The organism is Orenia metallireducens, from assembly GCF_001693735.1.
In the GTDB taxonomy this organism is placed as follows: Bacteria; Bacillota; Halanaerobiia; order Halobacteroidales; family Halobacteroidaceae; genus Orenia; species Orenia metallireducens.
On sequence record NZ_LWDV01000007.1, the window covers coordinates 365,348 to 386,645 of the forward strand.

Annotated in this window: 20 protein-coding genes, 4 tRNA genes, 1 pseudogene and 1 other annotated feature; all 25 genes and pseudogenes read right to left on the reverse strand. The window is 34.4% G+C overall.

Translation table 11 applies throughout. From position 1 onward, the window contains the following. Window positions 1–15 precede the first annotated feature (15 nt). The gene (gene fusA / locus U472_RS04625; protein ID WP_068715991.1) at window positions 16–2,088 is read right to left on the reverse strand and encodes an elongation factor G; all 2,073 of its coding nucleotides are present in this window, start codon (window positions 2,086–2,088) and stop codon (window positions 16–18) included. A 26-nt stretch (window positions 2,089–2,114) separates the two neighbouring features. After that, window positions 2,115–2,585, reverse strand: a complete 471-nt coding sequence (rpsG, locus tag U472_RS04630) for a 30S ribosomal protein S7 (RefSeq protein WP_083189751.1) — start codon at window positions 2,583–2,585, stop codon at window positions 2,115–2,117. Window positions 2,586–2,623: 38 nt separating this feature from the next. Next, window positions 2,624–2,998, reverse strand: a complete 375-nt coding sequence (gene rpsL / locus U472_RS04635) for a 30S ribosomal protein S12 (RefSeq protein ID WP_068715995.1) — start codon at window positions 2,996–2,998, stop codon at window positions 2,624–2,626. 203 nt (window positions 2,999–3,201) lie between these two features. Next, the gene (gene rpoC, locus U472_RS04640; RefSeq protein WP_068715997.1) at window positions 3,202–6,636 is read right to left on the reverse strand and encodes a DNA-directed RNA polymerase subunit beta'; all 3,435 of its coding nucleotides are present in this window, start codon (window positions 6,634–6,636) and stop codon (window positions 3,202–3,204) included. Between the two features lie 45 nt (window positions 6,637–6,681). Beyond that, window positions 6,682–9,930 (reverse strand): DNA-directed RNA polymerase subunit beta, encoded by a 3,249-nt coding sequence (gene rpoB / locus U472_RS04645; protein ID WP_068715999.1) that lies wholly within the window; start codon window positions 9,928–9,930, stop codon window positions 6,682–6,684. Window positions 9,931–10,303: 373 nt separating this feature from the next. Then, a complete protein-coding gene (gene rplL / locus U472_RS04650) occupies window positions 10,304–10,672 on the reverse strand; it encodes a 50S ribosomal protein L7/L12 (protein WP_068716001.1) in 369 nt (122 codons plus the stop codon). A gap of 25 nt (window positions 10,673–10,697) precedes the next feature. Then, on the reverse strand, window positions 10,698–11,219 hold the full coding sequence (rplJ, locus tag U472_RS04655) for a 50S ribosomal protein L10 (protein WP_068716004.1): 522 nt from the start codon (window positions 11,217–11,219) through the stop codon (window positions 10,698–10,700). Between the two features lie 18 nt (window positions 11,220–11,237). Next, window positions 11,238–11,403: a sequence feature (ribosomal protein L10 leader region), on the reverse strand. 59 nt (window positions 11,404–11,462) lie between these two features. Further along, complete coding sequence (gene rplA / locus U472_RS04660) at window positions 11,463–12,158, reverse strand: 50S ribosomal protein L1 (protein ID WP_068716006.1); 696 nt, start codon at window positions 12,156–12,158, stop codon at window positions 11,463–11,465. Window positions 12,159–12,217: 59 nt separating this feature from the next. After that, on the reverse strand, window positions 12,218–12,643 hold the full coding sequence (gene rplK / locus U472_RS04665; RefSeq protein WP_068716007.1) for a 50S ribosomal protein L11: 426 nt from the start codon (window positions 12,641–12,643) through the stop codon (window positions 12,218–12,220). A 13-nt stretch (window positions 12,644–12,656) separates the two neighbouring features. Continuing rightward, window positions 12,657–13,205 carry a transcription termination/antitermination protein NusG gene (nusG, locus tag U472_RS04670; RefSeq protein WP_245684737.1) on the reverse strand — a complete coding sequence of 183 codons (549 nt, stop codon included), beginning with the start codon at window positions 13,203–13,205 and terminating at the stop codon, window positions 12,657–12,659. A 21-nt stretch (window positions 13,206–13,226) separates the two neighbouring features. Continuing rightward, window positions 13,227–13,430 (reverse strand): preprotein translocase subunit SecE, encoded by a 204-nt coding sequence (gene secE, locus U472_RS04675; protein WP_068716010.1) that lies wholly within the window; start codon window positions 13,428–13,430, stop codon window positions 13,227–13,229. A gap of 41 nt (window positions 13,431–13,471) precedes the next feature. Continuing rightward, window positions 13,472–13,548 (reverse strand) — tRNA-Trp (locus tag U472_RS04680). 24 nt (window positions 13,549–13,572) lie between these two features. After that, window positions 13,573–13,722 (reverse strand): 50S ribosomal protein L33, encoded by a 150-nt coding sequence (gene rpmG, locus U472_RS04685; protein WP_068716012.1) that lies wholly within the window; start codon window positions 13,720–13,722, stop codon window positions 13,573–13,575. A 190-nt stretch (window positions 13,723–13,912) separates the two neighbouring features. Next, a partial coding sequence (locus U472_RS16150; RefSeq protein WP_483823603.1) for an EF-Tu C-terminal domain-related protein occupies window positions 13,913–14,056 on the reverse strand: 144 nt, incomplete at its 5' end. Window position 14,057: 1 nt separating this feature from the next. Beyond that, window positions 14,058–14,144 (reverse strand): annotated as a pseudogene (locus U472_RS17645) (GTP-binding protein); the annotation flags it as partial. 87 nt (window positions 14,145–14,231) lie between these two features. After that, window positions 14,232–14,307 (reverse strand) — tRNA-Thr (locus U472_RS04690). Beyond that, window positions 14,308–14,384, reverse strand: a tRNA-Gly gene (locus U472_RS04695). A 98-nt stretch (window positions 14,385–14,482) separates the two neighbouring features. Beyond that, window positions 14,483–14,567, reverse strand: a tRNA-Tyr gene (locus tag U472_RS04700). A 140-nt stretch (window positions 14,568–14,707) separates the two neighbouring features. Further along, on the reverse strand, window positions 14,708–15,352 hold the full coding sequence (sigH, locus tag U472_RS04705; protein WP_068716014.1) for an RNA polymerase sporulation sigma factor SigH: 645 nt from the start codon (window positions 15,350–15,352) through the stop codon (window positions 14,708–14,710). A 101-nt stretch (window positions 15,353–15,453) separates the two neighbouring features. Beyond that, window positions 15,454–16,269, reverse strand: a complete 816-nt coding sequence (locus tag U472_RS04710; protein WP_245684738.1) for a VanW family protein — start codon at window positions 16,267–16,269, stop codon at window positions 15,454–15,456. Window positions 16,270–16,273: 4 nt separating this feature from the next. Further along, complete coding sequence (gene rlmB, locus U472_RS04715; protein WP_083189758.1) at window positions 16,274–17,005, reverse strand: 23S rRNA (guanosine(2251)-2'-O)-methyltransferase RlmB; 732 nt, start codon at window positions 17,003–17,005, stop codon at window positions 16,274–16,276. Window positions 17,006–17,077: 72 nt separating this feature from the next. Continuing rightward, complete coding sequence (locus U472_RS04720; RefSeq protein WP_068716081.1) at window positions 17,078–18,400, reverse strand: FAD-dependent thymidylate synthase; 1,323 nt, start codon at window positions 18,398–18,400, stop codon at window positions 17,078–17,080. 38 nt (window positions 18,401–18,438) lie between these two features. Next, window positions 18,439–18,834 carry a Mini-ribonuclease 3 gene (locus tag U472_RS04725; protein WP_068716019.1) on the reverse strand — a complete coding sequence of 132 codons (396 nt, stop codon included), beginning with the start codon at window positions 18,832–18,834 and terminating at the stop codon, window positions 18,439–18,441. 193 nt (window positions 18,835–19,027) lie between these two features. Beyond that, window positions 19,028–20,626 (reverse strand): cysteine--tRNA ligase, encoded by a 1,599-nt coding sequence (cysS, locus tag U472_RS04730; protein WP_141677938.1) that lies wholly within the window; start codon window positions 20,624–20,626, stop codon window positions 19,028–19,030. 5 nt (window positions 20,627–20,631) lie between these two features. Next, a complete protein-coding gene (gene cysE, locus U472_RS04735) occupies window positions 20,632–21,279 on the reverse strand; it encodes a serine O-acetyltransferase (RefSeq protein WP_068716023.1) in 648 nt (215 codons plus the stop codon). Window positions 21,280–21,298 lie beyond the last annotated feature (19 nt).

Genomic DNA, 21,298 nt, shown 5'->3' on the forward strand with positions numbered 1-21,298 from the left:
TTTCCCTCCTAATTATTATTGAACTTTTGAAATAATTTCTTCAGAAATATTAGCTGGAACCTTATCGTAATGATCCATTTGCATTACGTATTGAGCACGACCTTGTGTATTTGAACGAAGATCAGTTGCATAACCAAACATTTCAGATAATGGAACCATTGCTCTAACAATTCTAGCATTACCTCTTTGATCCATACCTTGTACCTGTCCACGACGACTGTTAAGATCTCCAATTACATCTCCCATGTACTCCTCAGGAGTTGTAACTTCAACAGCCATAATCGGTTCTAGCAATACTGGCTTAAGCTTCTTAACACCATCTTTAATTGCCATAGAACCAGCAATCTTAAATGCCATCTCAGAAGAGTCAACTTCATGATAAGAACCATCATGTAAAATAACTCTAACATCTACAACTGGATAACCAGCTAAGACACCATTCTCTAAAGCTTCTTTAGCCCCTTGTTCTACTGAACCGATATAGTCTCTAGGAATAGTTCCTCCAACAATCTTATCAACGAATTCGAATCCTTCACCTGGATCTAATGGTTCAACATCCATAACTACATGACCATATTGACCACGACCACCAGATTGTCTTACGAATTTACCTTCAACAGTACCAGTCTTAGTAAATGTTTCACGATAAGATACTTGCGGTTCACCAACATTAGCTTCAACGCCGAATTCTCTAGTTAAACGATCAACGATTACGTCTAAATGTAATTCACCCATACCACCAATGATTGTTTGACCAGTTTCTTCATCAGTTCTAACAGTAAATGTAGGATCCTCTTCAGCTAACTTTTGTAGTGCTTCACCTAATTTATCTCCATCTTTTTGAGTTTTAGGTTCAATAGCAACATGAATTACTGGTTCAGGGAACTCCATTGATTCCAAGATAACTGGGTCATCTTGATCACATAAAGTATCACCTGTACTTGTATTCTTAAGTCCTACTGCAGCAGCTAAATCTCCTGCATAAACTTCATCTCTCTCTTCACGTTTGTTAGCATGCATCTGTACAATACGTCCTACACGTTCTTTTGACTCTTTAGTTGAGTTATAAATGTAAGAACCTGATTCTAATACTCCAGAGTATACTCTAAAGAATGCTAGCTTACCAACATAAGGGTCAGTCATAATTTTGAAAGCTAGTGCTGAGAATGGAGCATCATCATCTGCAGGTCGAACAACTTCTTCCCCAGTTCTAGGTCTAATACCCTTTACAGGAGGAATATCCACTGGAGATGGTAAGTAAGCAATAACTGCATCCAATAATGGTTGAAGTCCTTTGTTCTTTAATGCTGTACCACAAAGAACAGGAGTTATTTTATTCTCAATAGTACCTTTACGGATAGCAGCCTTAATCTCTTCTACTGTAAGTTCTTCTCCTTCTAAGTACTTCATCATAATTTCTTCATCAAGATCAGCGATTGCTTCAATTAATAAATCACGATACTCTTGTGCTTTATCTTCTAATTCAGCAGGAATATCTACGATTTCATAATTAATCCCTAGTTCCTCATCATAAACAATTGCTTTCATTTCAACTAAATCGATAGAACCTTTGAAGTCATCTTCTTTTCCGATTGGAAGTTGAATAGGAACTGGATTAGCAGCAATTCTATCTTCCATCATTTGTACTACATTATAGAAGTCTGCACCTGTTCTATCCATCTTATTAATAAAAGCAATTCTAGGAACATTATATTTATCAGCCTGTCTCCACACTGTTTCAGATTGAGGCTCAACTCCACCAACTGAACAGAATACACCAACAGCACCGTCTAATACTCTTAAAGATCTTTCTACCTCAACAGTAAAGTCCACGTGTCCTGGCGTATCTATAATATTAACTCTATGGTTATCCCATTCACAAGTAGTAGCAGCAGATGTGATTGTAATTCCACGTTCTTTTTCTTGTTCCATCCAGTCCATTTGAGAAGCACCATCATGAGTTTCCCCAATCTTGTGCACACGCCCTGTATAGAACAGAATACGTTCAGTAGCTGTAGTCTTACCAGCATCAATATGCGCCATAATTCCAATATTTCTAGTTTTATTTAATGGAAATTGTCTGGGCACTATACAACACCCTCCTTATTCTTTGATTACCATCTGTAATGTGCAAAAGCTTTATTAGCTTCAGCCATACGATGTACTTCTTCTTTCTTCTTGAAAGCTCCACCTTGTTCGTTATAAGCATCAACGATTTCATTTGCAAATCTTTCAACCATTGTTCTTTCACTTCTTTTTCTAGCTGCATCAACAATCCATCTTAATCCTAAAGTAACTCTTCTTCGGTTACTAACCTCTACAGGAACCTGATAGTTAGCCCCTCCAACACGTTTACTTTTGATTTCTAAAACTGGCATAACATTATTTAGTGCAGTTTTTAGGATTTCCATTGCATCATCTTCTTCAACCTTCTCTTGAACAGTTGTCATTGCATCATAGAAAATCTTTTCTGCTAAACTTTTCTTCCCGTCAATCATAATAGAATTAATAAAGCGACTTACTAATTTACTATTATATATCGGGTCAGGAGTTATCTCTCTAACTTGAGCTCTATTTTTTCTCATCATTTACCCCCCTTTCCACTAATCCTAAAAAATTAACATTAACCTCTAGGTTTTTTAACACCATATTTAGAACGACCTTGTTTTCTATCTTCTACACCTGCCGTATCCAAAGCTCCACGTACTATAGTATATCTAACACCAGGTAAATCTTTAACACGACCACCTCTTACTAATACTACGGAGTGTTCTTGTAAGTTATGTCCAATCCCAGGGATATAGGCTGTAACTTCTTTGCCATTAGTTAAACGAACACGTGCAACCTTTCTCAACGCAGAGTTAGGTTTTTTAGGTGTAGTAGTATATACTCTAGTGCATACACCTCTTTTTTGTGGTGAGCCTTCTAACGCTCTAGCACCTTTTTTCTTAGCAGTTTTCTTTCTACCTTTACGGATTAACTGATTTATAGTTGGCATCAGTCCACCTCCTTCCAATTTATCTAAGATTATAATTTGATGATAGGGATGCAAGTTAACTTGCATCCCATAATTATGTGTATTATTTAAAACTAATACCTAATTTATAACTAAAAAGTACTTATTGAGAAAACAGTCTTTATCACAACACACTTACGTATTTTAACACTTAGTAATTAAACTGTCAACCCTTTTTTGATTTTTTATTCAACAACCTCACTAGGAATTTCACGATACCTTCTCATCCCTGTACCAGCAGGAATTAATTGCCCAATAATAACATTTTCTTTTAGTCCCAATAAACTATCAGATTTACCTTCTAAAGAAGCTTCCGTTAACACTCTAGTTGTCTCTTGGAATGATGCAGCTGATAAGAAACTTTCCGTTGCTAAAGAAGCTTTAGTAATACCTAATAATTCTGGTGTAGCTGTTGCAGGCTCTTTTCCTTCTGCAATCACTTTATCATTTACTGCTTCAAATTCAAATATATCTACTAGACTACCTGGCAATAACTCAGTATCTCCAGCTTCTTTAATCTTAACTTTATTCATCATCTGTCTTACAATTACCTCAATATGTTTATCGTTTATCTCTACACCTTGAGATCTATAAACACTTTGTACTTCTCTTAACAGATACTTTTGAACAGATCTTTTACCGCTGATTCTTAAAATATCTTCAGGATCTAGAGGTCCTTTAGTCAATCTATCTCCTGCCTCTACATAATCTCCATCTTTTATTCTTAGTTCAGAACCATATGGTAATTGATAAGTCTTCTGTCTTCCATCTTTAGTCTTAATGACAGCTTTATAAGACCTACCATTCTCAACTATATTGACCTGACCATCAAGCTCTGTAACTACTGCTTGACCTTTTGGGCTACGTGCTTCAAATAACTCTTCTACACGAGGAAGACCTTGAGTAATATCGTCTCCAGCAACTCCTCCAGTATGGAATGTTCTCATTGTTAACTGAGTACCAGGCTCACCGATAGATTGAGCTGCCATAATACCAATAGCTTCACCTACATTAACCATCTTACCATCTGCTAGATTACGTCCATAACATCTTTGGCAGACTCCATGCTCGGTACGACATGTTAACACAGTTCTAATTTCTACCTCTTCAATACCTGCAGCTTCAATCTCTTCCATAATCTCTTCAGTAATTGTTTCATTTTTATGAACAATTACTTCACCAGTCTCTGGATTTACTAAATCACCTGAAGGAACTCTACCAATAATTCTTTCACTTAACGGCTCGATAATTTCTCCGTCTTCTGCAATAGCTTTAATTAATAAACCATCCTCCGTTCCACAATCCTCTTCACGAACAATAACATCTTGTGAAACATCGACTAAACGACGAGTTAAATAACCTGAATCGGCAGTTCTTAAAGCTGTATCAGCTAGACCTTTACGAGCACCATGAGTAGAAATAAAGAATTCCAGTACTGTTAATCCTTCACGGAAGGAAGCTTTAATTGGCATATCGATAATTCGACCAGATGGATCTGCCATCAGACCACGCATACCACCTAACTGAGTTATCTGTGATTTGTTACCACGGGCACCAGAGGTAGCCATCATATAAATTGGATTAAACTCATCCAAATTATCAATTAGAGCTTCTGTAACTCTATCTTTTGCTTTACTCCAAACATCGATAACTCTTTGGTATCTTTCCCGTTCAGTAATCAAACCACGACGATATTGCTTTTCAATCTTATCTACTTTATCTTCAGACTCTTTTACGATATCATATTTAGCTTGTGGAATATCAACATCAGTTACACTGATGGTAATACCAGATTTGGTAGCATAACTAAATGTCAAATTCTTAACTGAATCTAAAATCTCAGCCGTTTTATTTGGTCCTAATTTCCTATGGCTTTCACTTACCAATCTGCCTAACCTTTTTTTATCAAAAACTTCATTATAAAATGGTAATTCTTCAGGAAGAACATCATTAAAGATTACCCTTCCAACTCCAGTATCAATCCATTCACCATTAGGTAACCTATATTTTATCTTAGTCTGTAAAGTAACTTGATCATTTTCGTAGGCTTTAATTACCCCATCAGTAGATCCAAATATCTTACCTTCTCCTTTAGCTCCATCTTTAAGGATAGTTAAATAATAAGCACCTAATACCATATCTTGAGATGGTACAGCTATAGCTCCACCATCAGATGGCGCCAGAATATTATAAGTCGATAACATCAACAGTCTACATTCTGCTTGTGCCTCTGCAGACAGAGGAACGTGTACAGCCATTTGGTCACCATCAAAGTCAGCATTATATGCTGGACAAACTAATGGGTGAACCCTAATAGCCTTCCCTTCTACTAAAATAGGCTCAAAAGCTTGAATACCTAGTCTATGTAAAGTAGGTGCACGATTTAATAATACTGGATGTTCTTTAATAACTTCCTCTAAAACATCCCATACTCTTTCATCTAATTTTTCTACCATCCCTTTAGCACTTTTAATATTATGAGCTAATTCCTTATCAACAAGACGCTTCATTACAAAAGGCTTAAACAACTCTAAAGCCATCTTCTTAGGCAATCCACACTGATCTAAACGCAAGTTAGGTCCAACTACAATTACAGAACGACCAGAATAATCAACACGCTTACCTAAAAGATTTTGGCGGAAACGACCTTGCTTACCTTTTAGCATATCACTTAAAGATTTTAAAGGTCTATTACCAGCTCCTGTAACTGGACGACCTCTACGACCATTATCAATCAAAGCATCTACTGCTTCTTGTAACATCCTCTTTTCATTACGAATAATAATATCTGGTGCTCCAAGATCTAAAAGTCTCTTTAGGCGATTATTTCTATTAATTACACGTCTATATAGGTCATTTAAATCAGAAGTAGCAAAACGCCCACCATCCAATTGAACCATAGGTCTTAGTTCAGGCGGGATAACAGGAATAACATCTAAAATCATCCATTCAGGTCTGTTACCTGAATTTCTCAACCCTTCAAGAACCTTTAGTCTTCGTACTGCACGTTTACGCCTTTGACCAGATACACTCTTTATTGTCTCTCTTAACTCTTCAACTTCTTTGTCTAGTTCAATATTCCTTAGAACCTCTTTAATGGCTTCAGCTCCCATATCAGCTTGGAAATTGTCTCCATATTTTGTTCTAGCTTCCCTATATTCATTTTCAGTTAATAATTGTTTTTTACTTAAAGGACTTTCTCCTGGGTCAATTACTATATAAGAAACAAAATAAAGAACCTTTTCTAAAGAACGTGGAGACATATCCATTACTAATCCCAACCGACTAGGAATCCCCTTAAAGAACCAAATATGAGACACAGGAGCAGCAAGCTCAATATGCCCCATTCTTTCTCTTCTCACTTTAGAACGTGTAACCTCTACACCACAACGGTCACAAACAACACCTTTATATCTAACCCTCTTATACTTCCCACAATGACACTCCCAGTCCTTAGTGGGACCAAAAATCTTTTCACAAAATAAACCCTCTTTTTCCGGCTTTAATGTACGATAATTAATAGTTTCCGGCTTTTTTACTTCACCACTTGACCAAGAACGAATCTTCTCTGGCGAAGCAAGACCTATCTTCATTGAATCAAAGTTATTTACATTAAACAAGGGCACACTCCCCCTTCTCTAGTTTTAGTTTTTAATAACTAATAACTATTCTCCATCTCCCTCATCATCAATTAAGTCTAAACCTAATTTTTTAGTAGTTTCATTGATTTCTTGTTCTTCAATTGACAATTCTTCTTCTTCTTCAGAATATACTTTTGCATCTAATCCAATACTTTGCATTTCCTTAATTAATACCTTGAAGGATTCTGGAATACCTGGTTCAGGTACATTTTCCCCTTTAACAATAGCTTCATAGGCCTGCACACGTCCAACAACATCATCAGACTTAACAGTTAGCATTTCCTGCAATGTATGAGCAGCACCATATGCTTCCAACGCCCACACTTCCATCTCTCCAAATCTTTGTCCACCAAACTGAGCTTTACCACCCAATGGTTGTTGAGTAACAAGAGAGTATGGTCCAGTAGAACGTCCATGCATCTTATCATGAGCTAAATGGTGTAATTTCAGCATATACATTACTCCAACTGTTACTCTATTTTCAAAAGGTTCACCTGTTCTACCATCATATAAGACAGTTTTACCATCACGTGCTAATCCTGCTTCTTCTAATATATCTTCTACTTCTTCCTCAGTAGCCCCATTAAATACTGGAGTAGAAACATGAATACCTAAAGCTCTTGCTGCCATACCCAAGTGAGTCTCTAATACCTGTCCGATATTCATACGAGATGGTACTCCTAGCGGATTTAATACAATCTCCACTGGCTCACCATTAGGTAAAAACGGCATATCCTCTTCAGGTAAGATACGTGAGATAACACCTTTGTTACCATGGCGTCCAGCTAATTTATCTCCAACTGTAATCTTTAATTTTTTAGCTATATAAACTCTAACTAGTTTGTTAACCCCAGCTTTGAGTTCATCTCCATCTTCTCGATTAAAGACTTTTACATCAACAATGATTCCTTCTTCTCCATGGGGAACTCTTAAAGAAGTATCCCTAACTTCTCGAGCCTTCTCTCCAAAGATAGCTCTTAATAACCTTTCTTCAGCAGAGAGCTCAGTTTCACCCTTAGGAGTTACTTTACCTACTAAGATATCACCAGGTTCAACCTCAGCACCGACTCTGATAATTCCTCTGTCATCTAAATCTTTTAATGCATCATCACCGACATTAGGAATATCTCTGGTAATCTCTTCAGGTCCAAGCTTAGTATCTCTAGCTTCTGCTTCATATTCTTCAATATGAACTGAAGTTAAAGCATCCTCTTTAACTAGCTTTTCACTAATTAAAATAGCATCCTCATAGTTATATCCTTGCCAAGGCATAAAAGCAATTACAGAGTTACGACCTAAAGCTAACTCCCCTTGATCTGTAGCAGGGCCATCAGCAATAATCATTCCTTTTTCTACTCGATCTCCCTTTCTAACTATAGGTCTTTGATTAACACAACTACCTTGATTAGAACGAGTAAACTTAAGGATTCTATATTTATCTACTGTACCTTCATCGGTCTTAATTAGAATTTTATCTCCAGTAACTTTCATAACCTCTCCAGAATTCTTAGCAACAATTGTTGCTCCAGAGTCCTTTGCTGCTTCATATTCAATTCCAGTTCCTACAAGAGGTGCATCAGTTTTTAATAAAGGTACTGCTTGACGTTGCATGTTCGCTCCCATCAAGGCACGGTTAGCATCATCATTCTCTAAGAAGGGAATCAAAGCAGCAGAAACACTAATAATCTGTTTTGGAGATACATCCATATAATCAACTTTCTTAGGAGAAACTTTAATAGTTTCCTCATGATATCGGGCAAACACTCGATCATTAAGTAACCTTCCGTCTTCATCTACCCTTTCATTAGCCTGAGTAACTATTACTTCATCTTCCTCATCAGCAGTCAAGTAATCAATCTGATCAGTAACTACACCATCTATTACTTTACGATAAGGTGTTTGAATAAAACCAAATTCGTTAGTTTTACCATAAATACATGTAGAACCAATCAAACCGATATTAGGACCCTCAGGAGTCTCAATAGGACAAATTCTACCATAGTGAGTATGGTGAACATCACGAACATCAAAACCAGCACGTTCACGACTTAATCCACCAGGTCCTAATGCACTCATTCTTCTCTTATGAGTCAATTCAGATAGTGGATTGGTTTGGTCCATAAACTGAGATAACTGACTACTACCAAAGAATTCTTTAATAGCTGCTGCAACAGGTCTTGTATTAATTAAATTTTGAGGAGTTATTACATCAATATCTTGAATGGTCATTCTTTCTCTAACAACCCTTTCCATTCTAGATAAACCTATTCTAAATTGATTTTGTAATAACTCTCCTACAGTCTTTAACCTTCTATTACCTAAATGATCAATATCATCTATCCTAGCATTTTCATGATTATCAATTAATTTCAACATATACCTAACTGTTTCAACAATATCTTCTTTAGTCAATATTCTTTTGTCTGGATCAACATTCAAACCAAGTTTTTTATTAATCTTATATCTTCCTACTTTAGCTAAATCATAGCGCTTTGTATCAAAGAATAAAGATTCTAATAAACTTTGAGCACTCTCAACAGTTGGAGGCTCACCAGGTCTTTGATTCTTATATAAAGCAATCAAAGCCTCTTCTTGGCTCTCACTATTATCCCTTTCAATTGTATTATGTATAACTTGATGGTCACCAAGAGCATCAATCAACTCTGCATCAGTTCCATAACCCAAAGATCTAAATAGAATAGTTGAAGGGATTTTTCTACCTCTATCAACCCTTACAGCAATAATATCCTTCTTATCGTATTCAAATTCAATCCATGAACCACGATTAGGAATAATACTACCATTATATAATTGACGTCCATCTTTGGTAACTTCTTCCCCAAAGTAAACTCCAGAAGATCTAATCAACTGGCTTACAATTACTCTTTCTGCTCCATTAATAATAAATGTTCCTTTTTCAGTCATGAGTGGGAAATCAGACATAAAGACATCTTGTTCCTTAATTTCCCCAGTCTCCTGATTGATTAACCTAACTTTGACATTTAAGGGTGCAGAATAAGTCACATCTCGATTCTTGCTTTCTAATTCATCATATTTTGGTTCATCCAATGAATAATTAATGAACTCCAATACTAAATTCTCAGAAAAATCTTGAATAGGAGAGATTTCATGTAGAATTTCTAATAGGCCTTCTTCTAAAAACCAATTATAAGATTTAATTTGTGTTTCTAAAAGAAAAGGAATCTCCATCCCTTCCCCTACTTTAGCAAAGCTACGCCTTTCTCTTCTTAATGAGCTTGCTGGATTGGCCATAAATATAGTCACCCCCGCAGATTTTATCAGCCTAGATAAATAAAACTATAATCTATTTTAATTAAAAATTACCTCTATAAAAACACAATTATTATTTGCGTTTTTAGATAAAATATACATTTGTAATGAAATTCAACTAAATTTTATTTCAATCAGTTACTTGTAACAATAAATAATAGTAACACAATTACAAGTTATTGTCAAGCAAGAGAACTTTCTAAATATGTTTCTTATATACAATAATGATCTTCTTGTAATAAAGTCAAAATAAAAGAATAGATTAGATAAAAACAAATTTGAGCTATGGTAAAAAAGCACTCTGTTATATAACAGAGTGCTTTATATTTATAATGTATTCGGCTTTAAAGTAAAATTATTTTACTTCAACAGTAGCTCCAGCTTCTTCTAATTGAGCTTTAATATCTTCAGCCTCTTCTTTAGAAACTCCTTCTTTAACTGGGCTAGGTGCACCGTCAACTAATGCTTTAGCTTCTTTAAGTCCTAAATCAGTAACACCTCTAACAGCTTTGATTACTTTAATTTTACTGCTTCCAGCAGCAGTTAATACAACATCAAATTCAGTTTGCTCTTCAGCAGCTCCAGCAGCAGCTCCAGCAGCAGGCATAGCAGCTACAGCAGGTGCAGCACTTACATCAAATTTTTCTTCTAATTCCTCAACCAATTCAGCTAATTCTAAAACAGTCATATTCTCAATCGCTTGTAAAATTTCTTCTTTAGTCATTTAAATCATTCCTCCCAATTTTTATTTATTCAGCTTTTTTGTCCTTAATTGCACTAAGCGCATAAACCAAACCGTTGATTGGATACTTCAATGAGTATACCAAACCAGAGATTGGAGCCTTCATACCACGAGCAATTTGAGCAAGTAACACTTCTCTTGGTGGTATATCAGCTAATGCCTTAACCCCTTTAATATCTAAGATATCTCCTGACAAGATACCAGATTTGATTTCTAAATTTTCATGATCTTTAGCAAAGTCAGATAATACCTTCGCTGGAGCAACTGGATCCTCTTCAGAGAATGCAATTGCAGTTGGACCTGCTAAGTATTCTTTAATACCTTCATAACCCGTCTCTTTAGCAGCTAAATAAGCTAAAGTATTCTTTACTACCTTATATTCAACACCAGCTTCTCTTAACTTAGCTCTTAGTTCTGTTACTTCAGCAACATTTAAACCACGATAATCTGTTAAAATAGCTGACTTTGAATTACTAAATTTCTCAATTAATTCTTGAACAACAAGTTCTTTTTCACGGCGTTGACCCATTCTGTTCATCCACCTCCTTAATAAAAAGTAAAAAGTCTCCAGCTTTGCTGGAGACTTTTTAACTATATACGAACAGTATAAAAGATTATACTGCATATTATCAAGTACAAGTCGCTCCAGCCTCGGTAGGTAGATTTAAGCTTGTAAAAGCACCTACTGTCTACAGCTTTCAACTGTATTATTTTTTTATCACAACTGTGATTATAACACACTAATTTATTTAAGTCAATAATTTTTTATAGATTATCCTAACATTCTAATAATTGCTTGAGGATCAATCTTAACACCTGGTCCCATAGTAGCTGATACTGCAATATTAAGTAAATATCTTCCTTTAGCAGCTGCAGGTCTAGCTTTAACTATAGTCTCCATAACTGTTCTAAAGTTTTCATTTAGGTCATCAAGACTAAAGCTAGCTTTACCTAGAGGTAAGTGGATATTACCGCCTTTGTCAGCTCTATATTCAACTTTACCAGCTTTAATTTCTTTAACAGCTTGCTCTAAATCGAAAGTTACTGTTCCTACTTTAGGGTTTGGCATTAATCCTTTTGGACCTAAGATAGGACCTAATTTACCCACAACACTCATCATGTCAGGAGTAGCTACTACTACATCAAAGTCAAACCAACCATCTTTAATCTTTTCTGCTAATTCTTCTCCACCTACTACATCAGCACCAGCAGCTTCAGCTTCCTTCACCTTTTCTCCTTGAGCAAAAACAATTACTCTAACGTCCTTACCTGTGCCTTTTGGAAGAACAACAGCTCCACGAATTTGTTGGTCATTTTTAGTTGTATTAATTCCCAATTTAACAGATACCTCAATAGTTTCATCAAATTTAGCTGTAGCAGTTTCTTTAGCTAATTTTAAAGCTTCTTCAATTTCATATAATTTGTCTCTATCAACTTTTGCATATGCATCTTTATATCTTTTTGACATTCAAAACCCTCCTTTGTGGTGTTAGCGGAAAATCCTCCCACTTTTATAAAAAACCAGTATTATTCTTCAACAACAAACCCCATGCTTCTAGCAGTACCTTTAATCATACTCATAGCAGATTCTAGGCTTGCAGCATTTAAATCTTCCATCTTTAGTTCAGCAATTTCTTTTACAGCATCTAAACTTACTGTAGCAACTTTATTAACATTAGGCTCTCCAGAACCCTTTGGAACACCAGCGGCTTTTTTCAATAACTCTGCAGCTGGCGGAGTTTTAGTAATAAAGTCAAAAGAACGATCTGCATAAACTGTAATTTCTACTGGTATAATGTTACCAGCTTGATCAGCAGTTTTAGCATTAAATGCCTTACAGAAATCCATAATATTTACCCCATGTTGTCCTAAAGCTGGTCCAACTGGAGGAGCTGGATTAGCTTTACCAGCAGGAATCTGTAAACTAATTTTACCTGTAATTTCTTTAGCCATATCTTACACCTCCTTATACTTTTTCAACTTGATCAAATTCTAATTCAACTGGTGTTTCTCGTCCAAACATTGACACCAACACCATTAGTTTAGCTTTTTCATAATCTATCTCTTTAATCTCACCTACAAAATCTTCAAAAGGACCTTCACTAACTTTCACAGTTTGTCCCTCTTCCAAATCTATTTCAGATTTAGGCTTTTCTATGCCCATATCTTTTAGAACTTTATTCATTTCGGTATTTTGAACCGGGATTGGCTTTGTACCAGCACTAGCAAAACCAATTACCCCTGGCGTATTTCGCACAACATACCAAGAATCATCATCCATGATCATCTTTACTAAAGCATAACCAGGAAAGATTTTTTCTTTAACTACTGTTTTCTTACCATTTTTAACTTTGATTTTTTCTTCAGTAGGAATTATGATTTCAAATATTTTCTCTTCCATACCAGTAGTCTTAATACGTTGAGTAAGATTAGCTTTAACCTTATCTTCATGGCCAGAATAAGTATGTATAGCATACCATTCTATATTATTATTCATAAATAAGGGACCCCACATTCAGCAGGACCCACACCTCCTCTAGTCAAGAATAATCGGCCTAATTATATTAGCAAATACAAAATCGACTCCTCCGATAAATAACGCAACAAGCAATACAGTAACTATTACAACCATAGTATAAGATACTAACTCTTTACGGTTTGGCCAATTTACCTTTTTCAGTTCAGCTTTTACCTCACGGAAAAATTTAGTGGTCTTTCCCCAAGCACCTTTGTCAGCCATTTATTCCACATCCTCATTGATGATTATTAACCTTTTTTATTTGGCAGGCCTGGAGGGACTTGAACCCCCAACCCTCGGATTTGGAGTCCGATGCTCTAGCCAATTGAGCCACAAGCCTATATAAGAACAAATTTAAGTAAACTTATTTAGTTTCTTTATGGTTAGTATGTTCTTTACAGAATTTACAATATTTTTTAATTTCTAATCTTTCACGTTGATTCTTTTTATTTTTACTAGTAGAGTAATTGCGTCTTTTACATTCTGTACATTCTAGAGTAATTACTTCTCTCATAGATGGGCACCTCCTAATAAGTAGTTCTTTAATAACTTTTACGTTCTTTCCTACACCCTATACACTCTATCATATCTCTTTGAAAAAGTCAATGATAATTTATATTGAATAAAGTTTTAGAAAAAGTAGAAAAAGTGGGTATTAATACCCACTTTTTCTATTAGAATAAAATAACCAAATCAAAGATTAATTATTCAATAATTTCAGTAACAACACCAGCACCAACAGTTCTTCCACCTTCACGAATAGCGAATCTTAATCCTTCGTCCATCGCAATTGGAGAGATTAATTCCCCTATCATTTCGATGTTATCTCCTGGCATTACCATCTCTACNAGTAGTTGTTGTTTTACCGTGGTCTACGTGACCAATTGTACCAATATTAACATGAGGTTTCGTTCTCTCAAACTTTTCTTTTGCCATTTTATTTCCCTCCTAAATTATGTAGAAACATATTATATAAATTAAAGGTGATACAAAATCACCTGTTTATATGTTAGTTATTAAATTTGGAGCCCACAACCGGACTTGAACCGGTGACCCCTTCCTTACCATGGAAGTGCTCTACCTGCTGAGCTATGTGGGCTGGAGCGGGAAACGAGATTCGAACTCGCGACACCCAGCTTGGAAGGCTGGTGCTCTAGCCAACTGAGCTACTCCCGCACATTATTAATCTACAATTTACAATGTACAATTAAAATCTTTAAGTCTTAAGAATTTTAATTATTAATTATCAATTGTACATTGTCAATTGATTTTAATGGTGGAGGGGAGAGGATTTGAACCTCTGAAGGCATCGCCGGCAGATTTACAGTCTGCTCCCTTTGACCACTCGGGAACCCCTCCTTAAAACACATTAAATAAACAACAATAATATTATATTCTTTTTAAAACCAAAGGTCAAGAACTAAATAAAACTATTTAATTTAATTATTAAAGATTTAAATCGATTAACCTTAGTTATTAAACATTTACTCCAGTTTGCCTTAAATATCATTCTTTTCTAGAAATTCTTCTAATTTCCTTTTTACCCGTTGTAGAGCATTGTCCACTGATTTGACATGGCGCTTTAAAGAAATAGCTATGTCCTGGTAACTTTTTCCTTTTAAATACTCCATTAAAACCCTCAGTTCTAGATCACTTAGCATCTTTTTAATACTAGTCTCTAAAATTTCATAAGACTCATAAGTTATAAATAACTCTTCAGGATTAGACAACTTACTACTTCTTAATACATCTAATAATGTTCTATCAGACTCTTCACTAAAAATTGGTCTATTAAGAGACACATAAGAATTTAAAGGTTGATGCTTTTGTCTTGTTGCTGTCTTTATAGCAGTAATGATCTGTCTAGTAATGCATAGCTCAGCAAAAGCACGAAAAGATGCCAATTTATCGACTCTGTAATCTCTAATCGCCTTATAAAGTCCAATCATGCCCTCTTGTATAATATCTTCTCTGTCTGCACCAATTAAGAAATAAGACCTTGATTTAATCTTTACAAAACTTTTATATTTTTTAATTAGGTATTCTAGAGCTAATTTATCGCCACTTTGAGCATATTCTACAACTTCATCATCTGTCATATTATCATAATCAATATATTCTTGGTAATTTAGATTCTGTTCCACCCATAATCCCCCTCCACCCTATCCTCAAGATTACATTCTCTATTATAACTTATGTAATCTTTCTTAGTCAAGGTAGATATGGGTGTAACTTTTTCCTTAATTTAATTTTTAGGATTAATTTTAATAATAGTATCTTTAGGTGAATAAATATCCTTAGAAACAAATTCATTTTTTATAATTTTATTCCCCTTCTTTACCACTCTTCTTACTAAAATTTCAAAACCCTTTGCCCCAGGATCTATAATTTCTTCTGCTCCTGAAGGTAACTTTTTATCAACTTCCTTTATTACTTTAGGATCTAACACTTTTTCAGCAGAAGTTATAATTTCAACATATTCTCCCTTGTCTTTACCTAAGATAGTGATAGTTAACTTATTATTAACTATCCTTGATATAATAATTATGGGTGACCCACTATTATTTCTAAATTTAAAATCAATGTAATTATAATATACTGTAGCACCTCTACCCATAGGAATATAAGCTACTGGACGAGAATGATTATCCCTTTCTATAATCTCCAAATTGGCTAATAGAACAGAGTTATATAAAGTAGAGGACACTTGGCATACTCCCCCTCCAATTCCCTGTACAAATTCTCCATTTATGATCTCTATGGCTTCTTTATATCCAGCTTCCTTAGTCCTTGGTCCTACCACTTCATTAAAAGAGAATATTTCTCCTGGCATAATCATCTCACCATTTATCTTTTTAGCTGATATCTCTATGTTTTTATACCTATTTATATCACTCTTATCAAAATAGGTTGTATAAGTAGATATAATATCAGTTATCTGATAAACCTCTATATTATTTATAATACTTTTACTTAAATTATTAGCATAAACTATTTTGGAAGACATAAGGACTATTATAATAATAAAGAAGGAATTTATCAAAGCTGATTTATTTGCCACTTCACTACTCCTCTCTCTGGCGTACAGTCTCATAAATTAATATACCAGCAGCTACTGAAGCATTCAGTGAATCCACATGACCTTTCATCGGTAATCTAAGTAAGAAATCACATTTCTCTTTGACCAGACGTCTCATTCCGCTACCTTCACTACCTATAACCAACCCTAAAGCTCCTTTTAAATTTGCTTGGTAACAGGTCTGTTTTGCATCTATATCTGCACCACCAATCCAAAATCCAGCATCTTTTAATTTATCTATAGTTCGAGATAAATTAGTTACTTGAGCAACTGGTACATATTCTATAGCACCTGCAGATGATTTGGCTACTACAGGTGTAAAAGAGACTGACCTCCTGTTAGGGATAATCACCCCTTGTGCTCCAGCTGCATCAACAGTTCTTAGTATAGAACCAAAATTATGTGGATCCTTTAATTCATCCAATAAAATTAATAATGGTTCATCACTCTCTTTTTTAGCATATTTAATCAAATCATCTATATCCCAGTATTTAATCTCTTCAGCTACAGCTATTACCCCTTGATGGGCATGGGAACCTGCCATACTATCTAATTGATTATTATCTACCTTTTCTATTCTCACATTTCTCTTCTTAGCTAGCTTATAAATCTCATCAATCGCTCCACCATGAGCTGAATGTAATACAAATATCTTTTCAATCCTTCTTCCTGCTCTCAAAGCCTCAATTACAGGATTTCTTCCTTCAACATTAACTATCATTATTCCACCACTTTCATATTTCTTTTACTTCTATAATCTATCAAATAAAATTATTATAATTAAAATAGTTTAAGATAAAAACTTCTCTCTCATCTCTAGCTGTTTTCCACAAGTCAACTTCCCTTCCTTACACTTTCCATGTATGCAAGAAGGAAGAGAATTTTCATATAATATCTCAGATAATTCTCTTAGTATTCTTAATTTTTTAGTAGATAACTTCCTTATCTCCCATTGTGCATTCATGCAGATTCTCTCAGCTAACATAGTATTGTCAATTCTAGTATTAGTAGAGATAATCAATTTGATCTGATCACAATTTAATATAAAGGCTAAAGCCTGCTCCTCACTGTACTCATTTAATACATACAATCTAAACTCTTTAAAATCATTAACTAAGTTTAAATACTCTTGATAAAAGGATGATTCTTTAATACTTGGAGGTATAACCACTTCTCTTTTTGTATCTAAAATAAGGTTAGTCAATTCTTCTCTATGATTCTCTGATAATCTATGGCGAATTTGTTGATGATAAGTAACCATGCTACACATCATCCCAAAGGTAGTTCTAGCCTGCTCAGCAATACTTTCATGACCATAACCTAGCACTCTCTGTACCAATCCTTTAGCTTTATTAGTAGCTTCTTCTCCCCACATTTCCAACTTTTTAGAAGGAGTAACTGAAGAGGTACTGGTTATAGCTCCAAGACCTACCTTTAACTCTAAATTACCAAAACAATTTAATAATATCATATTATTAGTGGTAGATATTCTATTCATATCATCTTTGTATAAATCATCTATTAACTTTATATTATTACTATTATGGTTATCTTCTAATAATTTAACCAAAAAATTAGGTAAATATTTTATAATTTCAGCTCTAAACTCCTTAAATAAGTTAAAATATCTTGTATCATAGAGTAAAGCAAATAGTTCACAGAGTTTATTTCCAGTCATAGCTATTGAGATATTAGTTTTAGTGGAAAGGGGCAAAATATATCTTGCATCTTCAATCGGTATCCCATATTTATAATTTTCCCGCTTAGGTCTTCCTTTAAAATCTCCCTCTTTTAATTCAGACATCTTTTCATATAACTCAAATGCTTTATCAGTTAACTCCTTAGCTTGCCTACTATCAGCACTTGATAATTCAGGGAGAGAATAGCTCTTTTCATCCATAGTTACATATCTTTGACTCTGCTGTACATAGGAGTCCTTTAGCTCACATAACAAGGTACTTTGTACTCTATTAATCCCTTCAGCTATAAATGAAATATTTACAGTCTTTAAAGCCTCTTTAAGGGTATCTATATCCAAATCTATAATATTATTATCTTTAATCCATGACTCTACTTTAGCCAACCCAGTCTCTTCAAAATTAGTAATCTCCATCATCCAAACCCTCTTCCTTAACTAATATAATCAGTCTACTATAAAATTTCTTTAATCTTATTAAATACTTCTAGTAATCTTTGCTTTTTTCCTGCTAAATATAAATAACCAATTAATGCCTCAAAGGCTGTACTATATTGATAATCAGCAGGATTTGCATTCTTAGGTACATTTGTTTTAATATTTCTACCTCTTCGTACAATTATAAGCTCTTCTTCTGTCAAGCTATCCCTTAGCTTTTCTAGTAAACTGGCTTGAGCTGTAGCATTAACATATTGTATAACCTCTTGATGTAGCTGATTTGGCTTTGCCATATTTCTTTCTAATATCAAATTTCTAATAAATAATTCAAATACACTATCACCTATATAAGCCATTGTATCTGGTGCTAATAGCTCTGCACGACTTGGGAATTCAATTAATTTATCAAACATTTTTCCCCTCCAATTAAGATAACTTTATTTATTTGTGCTAGTTGAATTTTGATAATTAACATCGGGTTATGGATATATTCAAACAGCAACGAGTGACGAGTAATGAGTGAGAAGTTAAGTTTTTTGCTGGTTACTCGTTACTTCCTACTCATCACTGAAGTATATATCATTCTATCCTATTCTATCCCTTCCACTACTTCAAACTCCACTCTGCTCCTTGTGGAGTATCTTTGACTTCAATTCCCAACTCATCTAGTCTATCTCTAATTTCATCAGCTAATTGATAGTTTTTATTCTGTCTGGCTCTCTTTCTTTCATCTAATAAAATATTAATCAATTCTTCTCCCTCATACTCTTCTTTATTAATAATTTCTATATTTAAATTGTCCATTATTCTATATAATCCAAGTTTAATCTCTTTTATCACTTCTTTTACTTCTTTCACTTCTTCCTTGAATTCGATTTTATCTATTTCAAATTTAGAACTCCTTATTCCTATATGTTTAGTCAAATCACTCCCTAAAATATCTCCAAGTTCAATAAATAAAGATTTAGCTTTATCTAAAGCTTTATTTTTAATTTTATCTGTTATTAAGAAATCACTTCTATTTATAATTTTATTAATTTCAGTAGCTAATTCGTGTAACGCGCCAATAGCTAAAGCTGTATTAAAATCATCATCCATAGCATTAATAAACTTATTCTTTTTTTGCTGACACACACCATTTATTTGTTTTATAAATTTCTCTTCTACTTCTAATAAATTTTTATTCTGTTCATCTAAATCTATAGATTTTTGATTTAATTTCTGATTTAGAGAACTTACTGTACTAGTTATGCGTTCACGACTTTTTCCTGCTTCATATAAAGTACGATCACTAAAATTAATTGGACTACGATAATGATTTGAAATCAAAAAGAACCTCACTACCTCAGCAGGATATTTATTAAGAATCTCTCTAGTAGTAAAGAAGTTCCCCAAAGACTTAGACATCTTCTCACCATCAATATTGATATAACCATTATGCAACCAGTAATTAACTACCTTATGATCACAACAAGCCTCACTTTGGGCAATCTCATTTTCATGATGTGGGAAGGTTAAATCTACTCCTCCTGTATGAATATCAAACTCTTCACCTAAGTACTTTTTAGACATTGCAGAGCACTCAATATGCCAACCAGGTCTACCTGCCCCCCAAGGGCTATCCCAACTTGGCTCACCTTCTTTGCTTGCCTTCCATAAAACAAAGTCTAGGGGATTCTCTTTTTTATCATTTACTTCTACCCGAGCACCAGCAACTAAATCATCTAGATTCTTTTTAGATAGCTTGCCATATCTACTAAACTTGGCTACCCTAAAATAAACATCTCCATTATTCTCATAAGCAAATCCATCCTCTATAAGTCCATTAATCATCCCAATCATATCTGAAATATGATCTGTAGCTTTAGGGTAGATATCTGCTTTCTTAATATTTAATCTTTCTATATCCTCAAAAAAAGCATCAATAAATTTATCGGCTAACTCTTGAACGCTAATCCCTTCTTCATTAGCTCTATTAATCATCTTATCATCAATATCAGTAAAGTTCATTACATGCAATACATCATACCCTTTATATATTAGATAACGCTTGATAACATCTGGAACCATAAAAGCCCTAGCATTTCCAATATGAAAGTAATCATAAACTGTTGGGCCACAAGAATAGATTTTAACCTTATTATCCTCTAAAGTCTTAAAAATCTCCTTTTCTCCTGATAAAGAATTATATACTTTCAAAGTCACCTTACTCACATCCTTTTAATCATTGGTTCTTCTTCTAACTTTCTTATTCTCTTATTCATACAATTTAACATTTCCTGTACTGGATCTGGTAAATCTCCATGATTTAAATCAACACATTTATCTTTTATCTTCTTACCATCTTTAATTACAATCCTACCTGGAATTCCTACAACAGTACAATTATCAGGTACTGGCTTTAGGACAACAGCCCCCGCCCCTACCTTAACATTATTCCCAATTTTTATCGAACCTAAAATCTTCGCACCTGCACTAACCATAACATTATCCCCTAAAGTTGGATGCCTTTTACCACTTTCTTTTCCTGTTCCACCTAGAGTTACCCCCTGATAAATAGTAACATTATCACCTATTTCAGTAGTCTCCCCAATAACAACTCCCATCCCATGGTCTATAAAGAATCCTTTTCCTATTTTAGCTCCAGGATGTATCTCAACCCCTGTTATAAATCTAGCAAATTGAGATATAATCCTAGGAATAAGCCTTAAACCAATATTATATAATGGATGGGCTATTCTATAAAAAATAATAGCATGTAACCCTGAATAGGTTAATAAAACCTCAAATATACTAGTAGCTGCTGGATCACGCTCAAAAATAACAGTAATATCATCTCTGATCTTTCTAAATAACATTATTTATCACCTCCAAGTA